The 18,522-nt window shown below is 64.3% G+C and carries 20 protein-coding genes; 13 read left to right on the forward strand and 7 right to left on the reverse strand.

All coding sequences use genetic code 11. From position 1 onward, the window contains the following. Positions 1–3 precede the first annotated feature (3 nt). The 3 genes from AC56LR_RS04305 to ftsZ all read left to right on the forward strand — a co-directional run bounded on the left by AC56LR_RS04305 (position 4) and on the right by ftsZ (position 3,447). Entirely contained in the window at positions 4–828 is an 825-nt protein-coding gene (locus AC56LR_RS04305; RefSeq protein WP_497127845.1) for a cell division protein FtsQ/DivIB, read from the forward strand. Between the two features lie 13 nt (positions 829–841). Further along, the gene (ftsA, locus tag AC56LR_RS04310) at positions 842–2,074 is read left to right on the forward strand and encodes a cell division protein FtsA (protein WP_171088011.1); all 1,233 of its coding nucleotides are present in this window, start codon (positions 842–844) and stop codon (positions 2,072–2,074) included. A gap of 170 nt (positions 2,075–2,244) precedes the next feature. After that, on the forward strand, positions 2,245–3,447 hold the full coding sequence (gene ftsZ / locus AC56LR_RS04315; protein ID WP_497127848.1) for a cell division protein FtsZ: 1,203 nt from the start codon (positions 2,245–2,247) through the stop codon (positions 3,445–3,447). Between the two features lie 416 nt (positions 3,448–3,863). Here the strand turns inward: ftsZ and AC56LR_RS04320 are convergent, their stop codons facing one another. Next, positions 3,864–4,019 carry a hypothetical protein gene (locus AC56LR_RS04320; protein WP_497127850.1) on the reverse strand — a complete coding sequence of 52 codons (156 nt, stop codon included), beginning with the start codon at positions 4,017–4,019 and terminating at the stop codon, positions 3,864–3,866. Between the two features lie 57 nt (positions 4,020–4,076). Here AC56LR_RS04320 and AC56LR_RS04325 point away from each other — a divergent pair, with 57 nt between their 5' ends. From AC56LR_RS04325 to lpxC, 4 genes are read left to right on the forward strand one after another with little or no spacing between them, the layout of a single operon-like run. After that, on the forward strand, positions 4,077–4,580 hold the full coding sequence (locus AC56LR_RS04325) for a peroxiredoxin (protein WP_497127852.1): 504 nt from the start codon (positions 4,077–4,079) through the stop codon (positions 4,578–4,580). Between the two features lie 47 nt (positions 4,581–4,627). Then, the gene (locus AC56LR_RS04330; protein WP_497127854.1) at positions 4,628–5,077 is read left to right on the forward strand and encodes a GNAT family N-acetyltransferase; all 450 of its coding nucleotides are present in this window, start codon (positions 4,628–4,630) and stop codon (positions 5,075–5,077) included. A 35-nt stretch (positions 5,078–5,112) separates the two neighbouring features. Next, positions 5,113–5,955, forward strand: a complete 843-nt coding sequence (locus AC56LR_RS04335; protein WP_497128525.1) for a DMT family transporter — start codon at positions 5,113–5,115, stop codon at positions 5,953–5,955. A 51-nt stretch (positions 5,956–6,006) separates the two neighbouring features. Continuing rightward, positions 6,007–6,942, forward strand: a complete 936-nt coding sequence (gene lpxC / locus AC56LR_RS04340) for a UDP-3-O-acyl-N-acetylglucosamine deacetylase (RefSeq protein WP_497127856.1) — start codon at positions 6,007–6,009, stop codon at positions 6,940–6,942. A gap of 16 nt (positions 6,943–6,958) precedes the next feature. Here the strand turns inward: lpxC and AC56LR_RS04345 are convergent, their stop codons facing one another. Further along, the gene (locus AC56LR_RS04345; RefSeq protein WP_497127858.1) at positions 6,959–7,351 is read right to left on the reverse strand and encodes a DciA family protein; all 393 of its coding nucleotides are present in this window, start codon (positions 7,349–7,351) and stop codon (positions 6,959–6,961) included. 392 nt (positions 7,352–7,743) lie between these two features. On the opposite strand from AC56LR_RS04345, the gene secA reads away from it, so the two are divergent. Then, positions 7,744–10,530 carry a preprotein translocase subunit SecA gene (secA, locus tag AC56LR_RS04350; RefSeq protein WP_497127860.1) on the forward strand — a complete coding sequence of 929 codons (2,787 nt, stop codon included), beginning with the start codon at positions 7,744–7,746 and terminating at the stop codon, positions 10,528–10,530. A 230-nt stretch (positions 10,531–10,760) separates the two neighbouring features. On the opposite strand, the gene AC56LR_RS04355 is transcribed toward secA, so the two are convergent. After that, positions 10,761–12,050 (reverse strand): D-amino acid dehydrogenase, encoded by a 1,290-nt coding sequence (locus tag AC56LR_RS04355; RefSeq protein WP_497127862.1) that lies wholly within the window; start codon positions 12,048–12,050, stop codon positions 10,761–10,763. Between the two features lie 118 nt (positions 12,051–12,168). Here AC56LR_RS04355 and AC56LR_RS04360 point away from each other — a divergent pair, with 118 nt between their 5' ends. Beyond that, a complete protein-coding gene (locus AC56LR_RS04360; protein ID WP_497127864.1) occupies positions 12,169–12,654 on the forward strand; it encodes an Lrp/AsnC ligand binding domain-containing protein in 486 nt (161 codons plus the stop codon). A gap of 51 nt (positions 12,655–12,705) precedes the next feature. Here the strand turns inward: AC56LR_RS04360 and AC56LR_RS04365 are convergent, their stop codons facing one another. Further along, the gene (locus AC56LR_RS04365) at positions 12,706–13,707 is read right to left on the reverse strand and encodes a peptidoglycan recognition protein family protein (RefSeq protein ID WP_497127867.1); all 1,002 of its coding nucleotides are present in this window, start codon (positions 13,705–13,707) and stop codon (positions 12,706–12,708) included. Positions 13,708–13,730: 23 nt separating this feature from the next. Continuing rightward, a complete protein-coding gene (locus tag AC56LR_RS04370; RefSeq protein WP_497127869.1) occupies positions 13,731–14,456 on the reverse strand; it encodes a transglycosylase SLT domain-containing protein in 726 nt (241 codons plus the stop codon). A gap of 358 nt (positions 14,457–14,814) precedes the next feature. Between AC56LR_RS04370 and argJ the strand changes: the two genes are divergently transcribed. The 4 genes from argJ to AC56LR_RS04390 are packed head-to-tail and all read left to right on the forward strand — an operon-like array spanning position 14,815 to position 17,497. Further along, complete coding sequence (gene argJ, locus AC56LR_RS04375; protein WP_497127871.1) at positions 14,815–16,053, forward strand: bifunctional glutamate N-acetyltransferase/amino-acid acetyltransferase ArgJ; 1,239 nt, start codon at positions 14,815–14,817, stop codon at positions 16,051–16,053. Positions 16,054–16,063: 10 nt separating this feature from the next. Continuing rightward, on the forward strand, positions 16,064–16,954 hold the full coding sequence (locus AC56LR_RS04380; RefSeq protein ID WP_497127873.1) for an ATP-binding protein: 891 nt from the start codon (positions 16,064–16,066) through the stop codon (positions 16,952–16,954). Next, the gene (locus tag AC56LR_RS04385; RefSeq protein WP_497127875.1) at positions 16,947–17,369 is read left to right on the forward strand and encodes an NUDIX domain-containing protein; all 423 of its coding nucleotides are present in this window, start codon (positions 16,947–16,949) and stop codon (positions 17,367–17,369) included. The genes AC56LR_RS04380 and AC56LR_RS04385 overlap by 8 nt, the downstream gene beginning before the upstream one ends. Beyond that, on the forward strand, positions 17,369–17,497 hold the full coding sequence (locus tag AC56LR_RS04390; RefSeq protein WP_497127877.1) for a hypothetical protein: 129 nt from the start codon (positions 17,369–17,371) through the stop codon (positions 17,495–17,497). The genes AC56LR_RS04385 and AC56LR_RS04390 overlap by 1 nt, the downstream gene beginning before the upstream one ends. Before the next feature lie 27 nt (positions 17,498–17,524). On the opposite strand, the gene yacG is transcribed toward AC56LR_RS04390, so the two are convergent. Together yacG and zapD are read right to left on the reverse strand one after the other, a co-directional pair. Next, a complete protein-coding gene (gene yacG / locus AC56LR_RS04395; RefSeq protein WP_497127879.1) occupies positions 17,525–17,707 on the reverse strand; it encodes a DNA gyrase inhibitor YacG in 183 nt (60 codons plus the stop codon). A gap of 18 nt (positions 17,708–17,725) precedes the next feature. Continuing rightward, on the reverse strand, positions 17,726–18,481 hold the full coding sequence (gene zapD / locus AC56LR_RS04400) for a cell division protein ZapD (RefSeq protein ID WP_497127881.1): 756 nt from the start codon (positions 18,479–18,481) through the stop codon (positions 17,726–17,728). Positions 18,482–18,522 lie beyond the last annotated feature (41 nt).

Below are 18,522 nucleotides of genomic sequence, written 5' to 3' on the forward strand. Positions count from 1 at the left end.
CGCATGTGGCATGACGTCCGCGCCCTCAACGCAACCGCCAGCTCCCTGGTGGCGCTGACGGTGCTCGCCGGTCTCGCGTCCGGCGTATGGTGGCTGTCGCAGCGCCCCATGTTCTCGCTGCGCGCGGTGACGGTGGAAAGCATGTACGGGATCGACCTGCGCCACGTAAACGAACTCACGGTGCGCAATGGCGTCATCGGCAAAATTCGCGGCAATTTCTTCACCACCGACCTGGAACAGGTGCGCGGCACCTTCGAGACCGTGCCATGGGTGCGGCGCGCAACGGTGCGCCGCGAGTGGCCGAACCAGCTGATCGTCGAGGTCGAAGAGCACGAAGCGCTCGGCACCTGGGGCGAGGATGGCCGCCTGCTGTCGGTCAAGGGCGACGTGTTTACCGCCAACCTGGCCGAAGCCGACGACGACCATCCGCTGCCGGCCTTCGATGGCCCGCTCGGCACCGAAAAGGAAGTGCTGGCCCGCTTTACCGAGCTGCGTTCGCTGTTTTCGCCGGTGCAGCTGGCGCCGCTGCAGCTGTCGCTCTCGAGCCGCTATGCCTGGACCGTGAAGCTCGATAACGGCATGAGCGTGGCCCTGGGGCGCGAGCAGGACCGCGACACGCTGAAGAAACGCGTGCAGCGCCTGGTCGGCGTCTACCCGCAGCTGGTCGCGCGGCTGCAGGAAGGGCGCATCGACACCATCGACATGCGCTACCAGAACGGGCTGGCGCTGTCGTCTGCGGCCCTGAGTGTGCCGCTCGATGCCAGCAAGCCGGTCAAGCCGGCAAAAAAACCAAAAACTCCGATCAACAAGACAACCACGCAAACATAAGCAGGCAACAGCAATGACAAAAGACGCGAAGAACCTGATCGTCGGCCTCGACATCGGCACCTCGAAGGTGGTGGCGGTCGTGGCCGAAGTGATGTCCGACGGACGCCACGAGGTGATCGGCCTCGGTCAGCACGAGTCGAAAGGGTTGAAGAAAGGCGTGGTCGTCAACATCGAGGCCACCGTCGAGTCGATCCAGCGCGCGCTCGAAGAAGCGGAGCTGATGGCCGACTGCAAGATCCGCAATGTCTATGCTGGCATCGCCGGCAGCCATATCCGTTCGTTCAATTCGAGCGGCATGGTTGCGATCAAGGACAAGGAAGTCACCGCCACCGACGTGGCGCGCGTGATCGAGACCGCCAAGGCGGTGAACATCCCGACCGACCAGCAATTGCTGCACACGGTGCCGCAGGAATTCATCGTCGATAACCAGGAAGACGTGCGCGAGCCGATCGGCATGAGCGGCATCCGCCTGGAAGTGCGCGTACACATCGTCACCGGTGCTGTGTCGGCAGTGCAGAACATAGTAAAGTGCGTCCGCCGTTGCGGGCTCGAGGTGTCCGACCTGATCCTGCAGCCGATGGCCTCGGCCGATTCGGTGCTGACGGTCGACGAAAAGGAACTGGGCGTGGTCCTGATCGACATCGGCGGCGGCACCACCGACATCGCCGTGTTCTCGGACGGCGCGATCCGCCACACCGCGGTGCTGCCGATCGCCGGCGACCAGATCACCAGCGACATCGCGATGGCCCTGCGCACGCCGACCGGCGAGGCGGAAGACATCAAGATCCGCTACGGCGTGGCCAAGCAGGTGCTGGCCGATCCGGGCGAGACGCTCGAAGTGCCGGGTCTCGGCGACCGCGGCCCGCGCGCGCTGTCGCGCCAGGCCCTGGCGGCCGTGATCGAGCCGCGCGTCGAAGAACTGTTTGCGATGGTGCACACGGTGGTGCGCGAGTCCGGCTACGAGGGCGTGCTCTCGTCGGGCATCGTGCTCACCGGCGGCAGCTCCATCATGCCCGGCATGATCGAAATGGCCGAAGACATCTTCCTCAAACCGGCGCGCCTCGGCACGCCGGACTACCGCGGCCAGCTGGCCGACGTCGTGCGCAGCCCCCGCTACGCCACGGTGCTCGGCCTGCTGCTGGAAGCGAAGAAGCAATACCTGCGCGGTCATATCGTCACGCGTCAGGATGGTTCGGTGAAGGCAGTCTGGCAGCGCATGAAGGAATGGATCGCAGGGAATTTCTAAATTACGAGTTGAGTTACGAAATACAGCATTAAATTTTCAGTACGTCAGCAACAAAGCGTTCACGGGCATAGATTTTTTAAATACAATCGCTGTTTCCGGTTGCGGGTCACGTCAGGGGCCTGGCAAATCCCTGCAACTGGTAAGCGGCACTGAATATTGGGAGTGACATCATGGAGTTCGATATGGTCGATAACGCAGCACTGGGAACCGTCATCAAAGTGGTCGGCGTCGGCGGCGCCGGCGGCAACGCGGTTCAGCACATGATCAACAAGGGTGTGTCCGGTGTCGAGTTCATCGCCGCAAACACGGATGCGCAGGCACTTGCAGTGTCCGGCGCGAACAACATCATCCAGATCGGCGACTCGGGCCTGGGCGCCGGCATGCGTCCGGAAGTGGGCCGCCAGCTCGCCGAGCAGACCCGCTCGCGCATCGAAGACGCACTGCGCGGCGCGCACATGGTCTTCATCGCGGCCGGCATGGGCGGCGGCACCGGCACGGGCGCAGCGCCCATCGTCGCCGAAGTCGCCAAGAGCATGGGTGCCTTGACTGTTGCCGTGGTCTCCAAGCCGTTCTCCTACGAAGGCGACAAGTGCATGCAGGTGGCGGAAGCCGGCCTGGAAGAACTGTCCAAGCACGTCGACTCCCTGATCGTCATCCTGAACGAAAAACTCGAAGACATCTACGAAGACGAAAGCATGCTGGAGTGGATGAAGCACGCCGACGACGTCCTGAACAACGCCGTTGCCGGTATCGCCGAGATCATCAACGTCCCGGGCCACATCAACGTCGACTTCAACGACGTCAAGACCATCATGAGCGAGCAGGGCAAGGCCATGATGGGCACCGCGACCGCGGCCGGCGTCGACCGCGCGCGCATCGCCGCCGAACAGGCAGTGGCCTCGCCGCTGCTCGACGGTATCGACCTGTCGGGCGCCAAGGGCGTGCTGGTCAACGTGACCGCAAGCCGTGGCCTGAAGGGTAAGGAAATCAAGGAAGTCATGGCCGCCGTGCGCGCCTTCGCCGCGCCGGACGCGTCGATCGCCCAGGGCATCGCCTACGACGATTCGATGGGCGACGAGATCCGCGTGACCGTGGTCGCGACGGGCCTGGGCAAGGCCAAGAAGATGCAGCTGGTCCAGCCGCAACAGGTGCTGCGCACCGGTACCCACGGCTACAACGCACCGGTGATGGCCGGCGCCGCGACCGTGACCGGCGGCCTGACCATGGGCCAGACCGGTGGCGACGCGATGGGCGGCATGAAGCAGCCGGCCGTGTGGCGCCGCGAGCAGGCATCCGAGCAGGTGCAGGCCATGCAGCGCAACGGTGTCGAGACCTACGACATTCCGGCTTTCCTGCGCAAGCAAGCCGACTGATCCAGGTCGGCGAACGGTGAAAAGGGCCAGCGCAAGCTGTAATGCCGTTCAGTTAGCATAAAAATGTAGGGTGGCCGGCTTCGCCGGCCGCGCGTTCACATCACCGATGCGCTGTGGCAGATCACATCGGAGCTGGACGCGCGGCCGTTCGTCGTTCAGGCCACTGGCCTGAACGACCCCGGCCACCCTACGTTTAACTGAACAGCATTACAGCGCAAGCTGGCCCTTTTGCTTTGCTGGCCCTGATTTCTGCTGCCCCGGCAAATCCAGCCCTGCGTTATCTGGACAATAAGCTCGCCCGAGTGACTGTTACCTTCCGTGTAAGTTCTTGTCCGTCAAATAACACACCTTTACGACCGATCGCAGATTTTTCATTGCCGAATGGAAAGGCAGCACGAGTTGTTCGGTATTATTCATCACAGGCCGAGGGCCTGACCCAGGCAGTCGGCGCGCTCCGGCTGGCCGGGCAGGAAGCGCCGCAGGGCGGGCGCGCGCTCGGGCAGGGACGCCGGGCGCTGCTGGCGGCGTAAGGAGGCGCAGGCGGCCAGTCCATTTTTACAGCCTGCCTGCAAGCCTTCCCCACATCGGCGATAATTGCCGGATTCTCAAAAAACAAAGGAGCACACCCCATGACCATCCAGATCGGCGATCGCCTGCCGGAAGGCACCCTCGCGGAATTCATCGAGCTTGAGACCGCAGGCTGCTCGCTGGGCCCGAACAGCTTCCAGGTCAGCGAACTGGCCAAGGGCAAGAAGATCGTCATCTTCGGCCTGCCGGGCGCCTACACCCCGACCTGCTCGGCCCAGCACGTGCCGGGTTACGTCCAGCACGCGGAAGCGCTCAAGGCCAAGGGCGTCGATGAAATCTGGTGCATCTCGGTCAACGACGCCTTCGTGATGGGCGCCTGGGGCCGCGACCAGAAGGCCACCGGCACCGTGCGCATGATGGCCGACGGTAACGCCGCCTTCTCGAAGGCGCTGGGCCTGGACGCCGACTTCTCCAAGCATGGCATGGGTACCCGCTCGCAGCGCTACTCGATGCTGGTCGACGACGGCGTGGTCAAGGCACTGAACGTCGAAACCGCCGGCTTCGAAGTCTCGGGCGCGGAGAAGATGCTGGAACAACTGGGCTGATCGCCCTTGCTACTCCCAACGGCGCCGCGGCGCCGTTTTTCATCCCCATGATCATCAACGCCGAAACCCCCGACCAGCCCGAAGTCAAGGCCATGCTGGACCAGCTTGATGCCTATTGCGCGTCGCTGTATCCGGCTGAATCGAACCACCTGATGGACATCGCCTCGCTGCTCGCCGACGGCGTGCTGTTCCTGGTCGCGCGCGACGTCGATGGCGCGGCCTGCGGCTGCGCGGCGCTGGTCCGGCGCGAGGGCTACGGCGAGATCAAGCGCATGGTGGTGAACGGTGAGCGGCGCGGCCGCGGCATCGGCCGCAAGCTCCTGGAACAGTTGGCGATGTTTGCCCGTATGTCGGGCGTCGGCGTGCTCACGCTCGAAACCGGCATCCACCAGCCTGAGGCCATCGGCCTGTACGAGCGCTTCGGCTTCACCCGCTGCGCGCCTTTCGGCGACTACGGGCCGGATCCGCTGAGCCTCTTCATGGAAAAACGCCTGTGAAGCGACCTCCAGGTAACCTGTACAGCATCTATGCGATGCTGGTCGCCGTATTCATGTTCGCGCTGATGGACACGGACATGAAGCTGCTGTCCGCGCGCTACCCGGCGATCCAGGTGGCGGCGCTGCGTTCGCTCACCTCGCTGCCGCTGGTGGCGATCTATGTCGGGCTGCGGGTGGGCTATGGCGACATCTTCCGCATCCGCTGGCCGCTGCACCTGCTGCGCGCGGTGCTGGGCATCATGATGCTGACCTTCTTCGCCTTCGGCATCCGCAAGCTGTCGCTGGCCGAGGCCTATTCGATCTTCTTCATCGCGCCGGCGCTGATCACGGCGCTGTCGGTCTGGTTCCTGAAGGAGCGGGTCGGGCTGGCGCGCTGGATCGCGATCGCGGTCGGCCTGTGCGGCGTGCTGGTGGTGCTGCGCCCGACCGGCGCCGGCTTCCTGACCATCGGCGGGCTGGCGGTGCTGGGCGCGGCCGCGATGTACGCGGTCTCGGCGATCACGGTGCGCATCCTGGCGCGCACCGACCGCAACGAGCACATGGTGTTCTGGCTGATGCTGATGGTGGCCGTTGGCGCGACCGCGCTGGCGGCGCCGGGCTGGGTGGCGATGCGCATGTCGGACGCGCCGCTGCTGTGCGGCCTGGCGCTGACCGGCTTCGTCGGCCAGCTCGCCGTCACCGAAGCCTTTGCGCGTGGCGAGGCCTCGAGCGTCGCGCCTTTCGAGTATTCGGCGCTGGCCTGGGCGGTCTGCCTGGACTGGCTATTGTGGCAAACCCTGCCCGACAGCTACACCATGCTGGGCGCGGCCATCATCATCGGCAGCGGCCTGTATCTGCTGCGCCACGAAAAAGAACACGTCGAAGCCGAGCACCCATAACTGGCGCGGGGGCTGCCTGCGCCGCCGAAAGCGCTGGGCTATAATCGCCGGATGCTGAAACAACGAACCATCAAGCAGGTTGTCCGCACCACCGGTGTGGGCGTGCACTCGGGCACCAAGGTCGAGCTGACCCTGCGTCCGGCCGCCCCTGGCGCCGGCATCACCTTCCGCCGCGTCGACTACGACCCGATCGTCTCCATCCCGAGCGCCGCCGACGTGGTCGGCGAGACCCGCATGGCCACGGTCCTGATCAAGGACGGCGCGCGCGTCTCCACCGTCGAGCACCTGATGTCGGCCTGCGCCGGCCTGGGGATCGACAACCTGGTCGTGGACGTCACCGCCGAAGAAATCCCGATCATGGACGGCTCGGCCGCCTCCTTCGTCTACCTGCTGCAGCAGGCCGGCGTGGAAGAGCAGAACGCCCCGAAGAAATTCATCCGCGTGCTCAAGGACGTCGAGATCCGCCAGGGCGAGGGCAGCGGCGAAAAATGGGCGCGCCTGTCGCCCTACGAAGGCTTCAAGCTCGACTTCTTCATCGAATTCAACCACCCGGCCGTGGACGGCACCATGCAGCGCGCCTCGGTCGATTTCGGCGACGTCTCGTACGTGCACGACGTGGCGCGCGCGCGCACCTTCGGCTTCATGCAGGACGTCGAAACCCTGCGCGGCCTGGGGCTGGCGCGCGGCGGCTCGCTGGAAAACGCGATCGTGATGGACGAATACCGCATCCTGAATGCGGACGGCCTGCGCTACGAGGACGAATTCGTGCGCCACAAGATCCTCGATGCGATCGGCGATCTGTACATCGTCGGCCACCCGCTGCTGGCCAGCTACACGGCCCATAAATCGGGCCACGCGCTCAACAACGAGCTGCTGCGCAAACTGCTGGCGCAGCCGGATGCCTACGAGCTGGTGGAATTCGATGCGCTGGTCGATGCGCCGCCGTCGTATGTCAGGCAGATGACAAGGGAGTGGGCGCAGACCTGAACGGCTGCGCCGCGTTTTACTTCCGTTTTTCGGCCAGGCGGCGCAGCGCCGCCACCAGGTCCTTGTTCTGGGTAGTATCTTCGAGCGACTCGGCCAACTCCTCGAAAGCCTGCACCGCCGTCGGCGGCAGCTCCAGGCTGCGCATTTCCGGTTTTTGCGGCATGGCGCGCGCCACCTGCACCTTCAGCTTCACCGATTCCACCTGCCAGCCGCGCCCGAGCAGGGCGGCCTGCAGCTTGGGCGCCATCTGCTTCACACGCGCCGCCACCGCCGAACTCGGCACAGCCAGCACCAGCGCGCCATCCTGGAAGGAAATCACGTCGGTATTGCCGGCCAGCGCAGGCAGGATGGCCGCGCAGTCCGACTGCAGGCGCGCCATGCGCATCGCTGCCGGCAGGAGGCTGGCCATGCGTTCATTGCCGCGAAGGAAATCCGTCGCGACAATCGACGTCTGCCGATTTTTGGTACCGTAGATGTGCACTGGGAGGATAGGGAAGGGGGAATCGATTACGCGCACGATAGCATAAACCCCGCCCTGACTTCGCACAAACCCTGCACGGGCTTGCCCCGATCCGGCGCAAGCCCGGCACGGTTTTCCGCACGGCAGGCCCTGCCACTGTCGCATTCAGTGCAATTTGATAACATTCTGCTGCTCAGCAGTCTTGTTATCCTGCCCATTGTCCCCAAGTGTGGCCGGATCGCATGATAAAATCAGTAGCTTTTTGCCATAGGCGGTCTTCGGCGGATGTGTTCAACCGTCCTCCCGGGCTCTTTTCGCGGCGTATTTTTTGTAGAGTTAGCATGTCATTCCTGACCCAGATTTTCGGCAGCCGTAATCAGCGTCTGCTCAAGCAATACCAAAAGACCGTGCGTCAGATCAACGCGCTCGAGCCGCAGATGGAAAAGTTGTCCGACGCCGAACTCCAGGCGAAGACTCCCGAATTCAAGGACCGGCTCGGCAAGGGCGAGTCGCTCGACGACATCCTGCCGGAAGCCTTCGCGGTCTGCCGCGAGGCGGCCAAGCGCGTCATGAAGATGCGCCACTTCGACGTCCAGCTGATCGGCGGCATGGTCCTGCACCAAGGCAAGATTGCCGAAATGGGCACCGGCGAGGGCAAGACCCTGATGGCGACCCTGCCGGTCTACCTGAACGGCCTGGCCGGCAAGGGCGTGCACGTCATTACCGTCAACGACTACCTGGCGCAGCGCGATGCCGAGTCGATGGGCCGCCTGTACGGCTGGCTCGGCCTGACGACCGGCGTGAACCTGTCGCAGCTCGACCACGACAGCAAGCAGGCCGCCTACGCCTCCGACATCACCTACGGCACCAACAACGAATTCGGTTTCGACTACCTGCGCGACAACATGGTCTTCGAGGCGCGCGAACGCGTGCAGCGCAGCCTGAACTTCGCCGTGGTCGACGAAGTCGACTCGATCCTGATCGATGAGGCGCGCACCCCGCTGATCATCTCCGGCCAGGCCGAGAGCCACACCGAGCTGTACCAGCGCCTGAACGAGCTGCCGCCGCTGCTGACCCTGCAGGTCGGCGAAGAAACGCCGGACGGCAAGGGCCAGGTCGAAGTCCCGGGCGACTACGTCAAGGACGAAAAAGCGCACACCGTGCTGATGACGGAAGCCGGCCACGAAAAGGCCGAGGGCATCCTGACCCAGTGGGGCCTGCTGCCCGAAGGCGCCTCGCTCTACGACGCCGCCAACATCACGCTGGTACACCACCTGTACGCGGCGCTGCGCGCCCACGTCCTGTACCACAAGGACCAGCACTACGTGGTGCAGAACAACGAAGTGGTGATCGTCGACGAATTCACCGGCCGCCTCATGACCGGCCGCCGCTGGTCGGACGGCCTGCACCAGGCCGTGGAAGCCAAGGAAGGCGTACGCATCCAGAACGAAAACCAGACCCTGGCCTCGATCACCTTCCAGAACTACTTCCGCATGTACGACAAGCTGTCCGGCATGACCGGCACGGCCGACACCGAAGCCTACGAATTCCAGGAAATCTACGGCCTCGAGACCGTGGTGGTCCCGCCGAACAAGCCGTCGCAGCGCAAGGACCGCCAGGACCAGGTCTACAAGTCGGCCGAGGAAAAATACAACGCGATGCTGATCGACATCCGCGACTGCTACGAGCGCGGCCAGCCGGTGCTGGTGGGTACGACCTCGATCGAGAATTCGGAACTGCTGTCGGGCATCTTGACCAATGCCAGCCTGCCGCACAACGTCCTGAACGCGAAGCAGCACGCCCGTGAAGCGGAAATCATCGCGCAGGCGGGCCGCCCGAAGATGATTACCATCGCCACCAACATGGCCGGCCGCGGTACCGACATCGTCCTGGGTGGCAATGTCGAGAAGCAGATCCAGCTGATCGAAGCCAATGACGCGCTGGCGGACGCCGACAAGGCGTCGCAGTCGCAGACCCTGCGCGACGAATGGCAGTCGCTGCACGACCACGTGGTGAGCGCCGGCGGCCTGCACATCATCGGCACCGAGCGCCACGAATCGCGCCGCGTCGACAACCAGCTGCGCGGCCGTTCGGGACGCCAGGGCGACCCGGGTTCCTCGCGCTTCTACCTGTGCCTGGACGATCCGCTGCTGCGCATCTTCGCGGGCGACCGCGTGCGCTCCATCATGGAACGCCTGAAGATGCCGGAAGGCGAGCCGATCGAGGCGGGCATCGTGACCCGTTCGATCGAAACCGCGCAGCGCAAGGTCGAGGCACGCAACTTCGACATCCGCAAGCAGCTGCTCGAGTACGACGACGTCGCCAACGATCAGCGCAAGGTGATCTACACCCAGCGTAACGAGCTGCTCGAATCGACCGAGATGACCGATCTGATCGTCTCGCTGCGCAACGGCGTCTTCACCGACGTGGTGCGCGGCTTCGTGCCGGCCGAGTCGGTGGAAGAGCAGTGGGACATCAAGTCGCTCGAATCGACCCTGGCTGCCGAGTGGAACCTGCAAGTGCCGCTGGAGCAGATGCTCAAGGACGACCCGAACCTGAACGACGACGACGTCCTCGAGCGCGTGCTCAAGGCGGCCGAGCAATCGTACGACGCCAAGGTCGGCGTGGTCGGCAAGGAATCCTTCGGCGGCTTCGAGCGCAACGTCATGCTGCAGAGCGTCGACACCCACTGGCGCGAGCACCTGGCGGCGCTGGACCACCTGCGCCAGGGTATCCACCTGCGCGGCTACGCCCAGAAGAATCCGAAGCAGGAATACAAGCGCGAAGCCTTCGAGCTGTTCTCCAGCATGCTGGACATGATCAAGAACGAAGTGATCCGCACCGTGATGACGGTCCGCATCCAGAGCCGCGAAGAAGTCGATGCCGCCGAAGCGGCGATGGCGGCGCAGGCGGCCCACCTGGAAAACATCAACTACCAGCACGCCGACTTCAATCCGTCGGCAGCGCCGGAAGAGCTGCTCAACCCGAACCCGATGGGCAGCAGCGGCGGCGAACCAGTGTCGGCGGAAGACCACAGCACCTACATGGGCGTGAAGGTCGGCCGCAACGATCCTTGCCCTTGCGGCAGCGGCAAGAAGTTCAAGCAGTGCCACGGGAAGCTGGCGTAATCACTGCTTAGCGAGTGTTAACGGAAAACGGCCGGGGTGTGAACCCCGGCCGTTTTTTTATGTATGCGTGATTGCTGCGAACTTGGGTCCCGACCTGCGTCGGGACGACGTTGATTTAGTGCGCGTGAACGACGATAGTGCCAAATTCTGCCACTGCAGTCAAAACCGTCGTACCGGCGAAGGCCGGTACCCAAGTTTGCGTGCAGGTAGTTAGCGCTGATTGAACCACCTTACGCCTTCACCAGCTCCGGCTGCATCCCTCGCTGCTCCGCCCCCGCATAACGGAATACCGCCAGGTCGTCCGCCCGGATCGCCGGCTTCTTGCCGCTGACCAGATCGGCGATCACGCTGGCCGAGCCGCAGGCCATGGTCCAGCCGAGGGTGCCGTGGCCGGTGTTCAGGAACAGGTTGCGCAGCGGCGTGGCGCCGACTACCGGGGTGCTGTCCGGGGTCATCGGGCGCAGGCCGGTCCAGAAGGCGGCCTGGCTGGTGTCGCCGGCGCCCGGGAACAGGTCGTTGACGACCATCTCGAGCGTTTCGCGGCGCGCCGGGTTCAGGTAGTTGCTGTAGCCGGCGATTTCGGCCATGCCGCCCACGCGGATGCGGTCTTCGAAACGGGTGACCGCGATCTTGTAGGTCTCATCCAGGATGGTCGACACCGGCGCGCGGCTGGCGTCCGTGATCGGCACCGTGATCGAATAGCCCTTGAGTGGGTAGACCGGCAGCTTGAAGTGGTTTTTCAGCAGCAGGCGCGAATAGCTGCCCAGCGCCAGCACGTAGCGGTCGGCCGTCATCACGCCCTTGTCGGTGCGCACGCCGGTAACCTGGCCGCCGCTGGTGAACAGCTCCTTGATCGCGGTGTCGAATTCGAAACGCACGCCGAGGTCGCGCGCCATCGCGGTGAGGCGGGTGGTGAACAGCTGGCAGTCGCCGGTCTCGTCGTTCGGCAGGCGCAGGCCGCCGACCAGGCTGGCGTGCTCGCCCAGCGCCGGCTCGGCCTGGCCCAGCGCGCGGCCGGCCAGCAGCTCGTATTCGACGCCGGCCTGCTTCAGGATCTCGATGTCCTTGGCGGCGCTCTCTAACTGCTTCTGGGTGCGGAACAGCTGCACGGTGCCGAGGCTGCGGCCTTCGTATTCGATCCCCGTCTCGGCGCGCAGCTCGCGGATGCAGTCGCGGCTGAATTCGGCCAGGCGCACCATGCGCTCCTTGTTGACCGCATAGCGGTCGGCCGTGCAGTTGCGCACCATCTCGAGCATCCACTGCAGCTGGAACAAGGTCCCGTCCGGACGGATCGCAAGCGGCGCATGGCGCTGGAACAGCCATTTCGCGGCTTTCAGCGGAATGCCGGGCGCCGCCCATGGCGAGGCGTAGCCGGGCGAGATCTGGCCGGCGTTGGCGAAGCTCGTCTCCATGGCAGGGCCGGGTTGACGGTCGATGACGGTGACGTCGTGGCCGGCCTTGGCCAGATAATATGCGGTGGTCACGCCCACCACGCCGCTGCCGAGTACGAGAACGCGCATGTTGTCCTGGATTCCTGAAGAGGATAAGTAAAAAAGCCGGATTTAGAAAAGATTGCCATCCTACCGCGGGTAGTGGAATAATTGATCCTGTTATTCCACCGGTTTTCAGTGAAAAATCATGCGCGTTCAAAAGAATTCCAGCCGCGTCCTCGACAAGATCGACCTGCACATCCTGTCCATCCTGCAGGACGATGCACGGATCGTCATGAAGGACCTGGCCGAGCAGGTGGGGCTGTCGCTCACGCCCTGCATCGAGCGGGTCAAGCGCATGGAGCGCGACGGCGTGATCGCCGGCTACCACGCGCGTGTCAACCCGCAGGCAATGGGGCTGCAGATCCTGGTATTCGTGGAGATCACGCTGCACCAGAAATCCGAAAAGGCCTTCGATCGCTTCCGCCGCGCGATGCTGGGCATTCCCGAAGTGATGGAATGCCACCTGGTGTCGGGCGACTTCGATTACCTGATCAAGGCGCGCATCCCCGAGATGTCGGAATACCGCCGGCTGCTGGGCGAGATCCTGCACGTGGCCGATGCCGGCCAGTCGAAGAGCTATGTGGTGATGGAAGAGCTGAAGGAAACGCTGGCGCTGTCGATCCCGCGCTGAAGGGAAGCGGCATGCGCGCCGGCCGGCGGCGCGCATGCCGTGAAGACGGGCTTACCAGGCCATCTTGTTCCAGGTATCGTCGCCGACGATGCCGTCGGCGCTCAGCCCCTTCGAGGTCTGGAAGTTGCGCACCGCGGTGGCCGTGGCCGGGCCGAAGGCGCCGTCCACCGTGATGCCCGCGCCGCTCTCATTGAGCTGGCTTTGCACCGCGCGCACCTTGGCGCCGGAGTCGCCCTGCTGGGTGAGGATGACCAGCGCCGGCCAGGTGGCATTGCCGACGATGCCGTCCGAACCCAGGCCATGCGAGGACTGGAAGTTCTTCACCGCGGTCTGGGTGGCGGTGTCGAAGCTGGCGTTCACGGTCAAGGAATAGCCCCATTGCTGCAGCAGGTACTGGATGGTGCGCACGCGCTCGCCCGTGTTCCCGTACTGGACCAGCGGCCAGGTGGCATTGGTGCCGCCGCCGGTGCTGCCGGCCACCAGCGATTTATAGCGCGGCCAGTCCCAACCCGCACCCGGGTCGGTATGGCTCTGGCTGGCGAAGTTGACGTGGCCCTTGACGTTGTACAGCGTGTCCGAGGGCACCGCATTCCAGCCGCTGGCGCCGTCATAGACCTTCTGCGCCAGGGCGCCCGAGGTCAGGATGTCGCGCGTGAGCGCGGCCGAGGCGGTGTACAGCGAGGTGGTGTACCAGGCCGACGGGTTCTCGACATAGCCTTCGTGCTCGATGCCGACGGTGTAGCCGTTCGAGTTCCCGACGTGCCAGGCCTTGGCCGACTCGTTCACCATCTGGGTCACCTGGCCGTCCGAGGAGCGGATCACGTAGTGGGCGCTGACGCCGGCGGCGCAGTTCTGGAACCACGAGATCGAGCCCGCATACGAACCCTGGGTGGTGTGCACGGTGACGTGGCTGATGGCGGCGGTGCGGGCCGAGTAATTACAGCTGGCCGCCGCGTTCCAGATGGCGGGCGGATAGTCGGTGGAGGCGAGTGCCGGCTGCACCGAGGCGAGGAGGGACAAGCTTGCGAGCAAGCCTTTCAAGAAGGTCTTCATGGATTTGGTCTCCGTATGCTGCTTTATTTTTTATTCGGGGTGTCATTGAAATCCGGCGCCGAAATCTTCGGGTCTAGCGTGCCGGTTTCGACCGTGATGCGGCGCGCCGACAGTTTTTTCAGCTTGTCGCGGCCGTAGGCCTTTTCCATCTCGACGTGGCGCTGGTCGATCTCGAACTTGTCGCTCCTGCGGCCCTGGCGGATGGCGGTGAGCACTTCGTAGCTGTAGATTTGCGCGATCTCGGGCTGCGGGATGCCGCTGTAGCGCGCCACGGCGCCTTCCCAGTCCTCGATCGGGAAGGCCTTGTTCTTGCGCGCGCCGTGCTGGGCCAGCAGGGCGGCGGCGGCGCGGATGTTGGTGCGGGTGTCCGAGGCCGCCTGTTCCGGCGACACGCGGATCAGCGCCGCCCCTTGGGTAAGGGACTGGCCGAAATGGGTGTCGTTGCGCAGGCCCATGATGCCGTAGCTGATCGGCATGCCGTGGTGCGACTCGACCTCGACCTCGGGTTCGCCGTTCTTCTTGAGCTTGCCCTTGGGGACGTGCGGGTGCCAGCGCGTCTCCGCGTACGCGATCGATTGCAGCAGTTCGACCGGCACGTTGAATTCGTTCGAAGCGTCCCTGAAATACTGCTTGTACTGCTTGGCCGATACGGTCAGCTCGGCCGGTTTGCCGTCGGCGAAGGCCTGTGGCGCGCCGGCGAGCGAGGCACATAGCGCGACCAGCAGCCGCGCCTTGAATTGGTAGTTCATTTCTTGTCTCCAGTCTTATTTGATATACCCCCGGCGAACGGCCGGGGAGGGTGCTCCGGTGCGGCACAATCGCATGCCGTTTCCGTGCCTGAAGAGTATATGCACACTCAGCAATAAGAAACGCTAAGATTTTGATTCAGAGCAATATTTTTGAAGAAATTAATCGTGCACAAGGCCCCACCGAAAGTCGGTACATAAGCAGGAATTAAGGGCCCTTGAATGGCGGTTATCGCCTCATGCGGAGTGCATGAAAAGCCGCAGGAAAATGCTGTTCCTCCCGCCGCCGGCTGGCTAACCCTTTCACGGCGCTGCTGGCGGTACAATATCGAATTCACCATTCTTCGAACACGAGATCGCCATGGCCGTCAATTCCCCCCTGCCAGTCGCAGCTGACCTGAAACCCGTCAACGGTATCGAGATCGGCTTTGCCGAAGCCGGTATCAAGAAGCCCAACCGCAAGGACCTGTTGGTGATGAAGCTGGCCGAAGGCGCAACCGTCGCCGGCGTCTTCACGCTGAACCGCTTCTGCGCCGCACCGGTCCAGGTGAGCAAGGCCAACCTCGCCGCCGTCAAGGCCGGCGGCAAGCCGATCCGCGCGCTGGTGGTCAACACCGGCAACGCCAATGCCGGCACGGGCGAGCCGGGCCTGGCCAATGCGCAGGCCACCTGCCTTGAGGTCGCCAGGCTGCTCGGCCTGGACGCGCAGCAGGTGCTGCCGTTTTCCACCGGCGTGATCCTCGAGCCGCTGCCGCTGCCGAAGATCGTCGCCGGCCTGCCGGCCGCCGTGGCCAGCCTGAAGGCGGACAACTGGTTCAACGCCGCCGAGGCGATCATGACCACCGACACCCAGCCCAAGGCCGCATCGACCACGGTCACCATCGGCGGCCATAGCGTGACCATGACGGGCATCAGCAAGGGCGCCGGCATGATCAAGCCGAACATGGCGACCATGCTGGGCTACCTGGCGATCGACGCGAAAGTCGCCCAGCCGGTGCTGGACGAACTGGTCAAGTACGCGGCCGACCACTCGTTCAACAGCATCACCATCGACGGCGACACCTCGACCAACGACTCCTTCATCATCGTCGCCACCGGCGCCGGCTCGCTGGTGGTCGATGAGGCCACGGGCTTCGAATACGAGGCGCTGAAGGATGCCGTCACCGGCATCTCGCGCAACCTGGCGCAGCAGATCATCCGCGACGGCGAAGGCGCAACCAAGTTCATGACCATCACGGTCGAAGGCGGCCGCGACGTCGAGGAATGCCGCAAGATCGCCTACTCGATCGCCCACTCGCCGCTGGTGAAGACCGCCTTCTTCGCATCCGACCCGAACCTGGGCCGCATCCTGGCCGCCGTCGGCTATGCCGGCGTGGACGACCTCGACGTGACCAAACTCGACCTGTACCTGGACGACGTGTGGGTGGCCAGGAACGGCGGCCGCAACCCGGACTACAAGGAAGAAGACGGCCAGCGCATCATGAAGCAGTCCGAGATCACGGTGCGCGTCACGCTCGGGCGGGGCGAGGCCGCGGCCACCGTCTGGACCTGCGATTTGTCGCACGACTACGTGTCGATCAACGCCGACTATCGCTCCTGATCGCCACGGGATGACGCCGCTCGAACAGTTCCTGCACCGCGCCGAAGCCCTGCTGGCGCGGGTGGAAGCGGTGCTGCCCCCAAGCGTGCCGCGCGAGCCGGACTGGAAGCGCAGCTTCGCCTTCCGCTGGCGCCGCCGCGCCAGTGGGGGCGGCAACTACCTGCAGCCGGTGCTGCATGCGTCACCCATCCGGCTGGACGACCTGCACCACGTCGAGTCGCAAAAGCGCCAGATCGAGCAGAACACCCGCCAGTTCGTCGCGCGCCGCCCGGCCAACAACGTGCTGCTCACCGGCGCGCGCGGCACCGGCAAATCCTCCCTGATCAAGGCCTGCCTGAACGGCTTTGCCAGCGAAGGCCTGCGCCTGATCGAAGTCGACAAGGCCGACCTGGCCGACTTGCCTGACATCGTCGACCTGGTGGCGGGGCGGCCGGAGCGCTTCGTGGTCTTCTGCGACGACCTGTCGTTCGAAGAGGGCGAAGCGGGCTACAAGGCGCTGAAGGTGGCGCTGGACGGCAGCATCGCGGCGCAGTCCGACAATGTGCTGATCTACGCGACCTCGAACCGGCGCCACCTGCTGCCCGAAAAGCACTCGGACAACGCCGGCTACCGCCATGGCGAGGATGGCGACCTGCACCCGGGCGAGACGGTGGAAGAGCGCATTGCGCTGTCGGAGCGTTTTGGTGTGTGGCTGTCCTTTTATCCGTTCCGCCAGGACGACTACCTCGGCATCGCCGCGCACTGGCTGGCCAGCTTCGGCTGCACGCCGCAGCAGATCGCGCTAGCGCGCCCGGAAGCCTTGCAATGGGCTTTGCAGCGCGGCTCGCGTTCGGGCCGCGTGGCCTGGCAGTTTGCGAAAGACTATGCCGGCAGATTGCCGGAGAACGAAACGAATGAGTGAAGCAGTGACAGCAAAACCGGTCGACGTCGCGGTCGGCATCCTGATGCGTCCCAACGGCGACGTGCTGCTGGGCGAGCGGCCCGAGGGCAAACCCTATGCGGGCTACTGGGAATTCCCGGGCGGGAAAGTGGAGCAGGGCGAAGACATCTTCCACGCGCTGCAGCGCGAGTTCGTCGAAGAGCTGGGCGTGCGGGTGGTGAGCGGCGAGGCCTGGTGCTGCGTCGAGCACGTGTACGAGCACGCCCACGTGCGCCTGTATTTTTATATTTGCCGCGAATGGGCGGGCGAGCCGCAAAGCCTGGAGGGACAGGCGTTTGCGTGGCAGGGGGCGTACAGTGTCAGTCCGCTGTTGCCGGCGACGATACCGCTGCTGGAGTGGCTGGATAAGGTGCGCTTCGCACCCACGCAGCCTTGATGGCGCCGCGCCGTATCCTGGGCATCGTGCTGGCCTGCATCGCGCTGGCGGCGTTCGGCGTTGGTGTGCGTGCGGGCTGGAACCTCATGCATGACTACATCGCGGTCGCCGAGGCCCGCGCGCGTTGACGCAGGCGTACCGGACTTCAAATCGCCTTATTCGTCGGCCAGCGGATCGTCCTGGTTCTCGTTCGGCGCCGCGCCGGGAATCGTGTACTTTTCCTCGGCCCAGGCGCCCAGGTCGATCTGCTTGCAGCGCTCGGAGCAGAACGGGCGGAATGTATTGGCGGGGGTCCATTCGACCTTCTTGCCGCAGGTCGGGCACGCAACAACAGTCATACCATTACCAATCAAAAATCAGAAATTACAGAGGGTCAGCTCGAAGGGCACGTCTTCTTCCAGCGCCTTCGGCTTGCAGTCGCCGTCCTGGCTGGTGAAACGCACCCACAGCATGTATTTATTGGCCGAGATCTCGGGAATCGCGCCGCGCGTTTCGTCGATCGACAAACGCAGCATCTGGTAGACCTTGCCCTGCAGCATTTGCTGGTAGCTACCCCCCGTGGCCACCATGGGGACCGGGCCGCCCGAGTCGCGCAGCAGGCGCAGCACCAGCGACAGCGCCTCGAACAGCGGCGCCAGCGGTGCGAACCACTTCATGATGTCGGCATGGCGCTGGCCGGCGGGGCGCTGTTGCCAGGCATGGTAGGAGGGCAGGTCGAATTCGGAGGCGCCGCCGGGGATGATGGTGCGGCCCCGGATGCTCATCAGCCATTCGTTGTCGCGCACGTTCTGGCCGGTCTTGCCCTGCGCCCCGACCAGGGCACTGCTGACGCTGTCGAGCTCGCTTAGTACGGCGTCGAGCGCCTCGGCCGCCACGTTCGGGTTGCTCCGGTAGGCCATCAGGCTTTGCTTCTGGCGTTCGAGTTCCTGCAGGAGGTCGGACTTGAGGTCGGCGCGGCCGGCCACTTCCAGCATGTCGAATATCGTGGCGAGCGCCACGTGATGCTGCATTGGATGCTCTTGCTGCACAAAGAACTTGAATTTCTCGTACAAATCTTCCAGCCGCAACAACGTGCGAATCCGCTCGTTGAAAGGATATTCGTAGACGATCAAAGTAACATTCCCCTGAATGTGGGCTGGAGAGCAACCCTGTG

This window comes from Telluria sp. ZT3P39 (assembly GCF_059685935.1).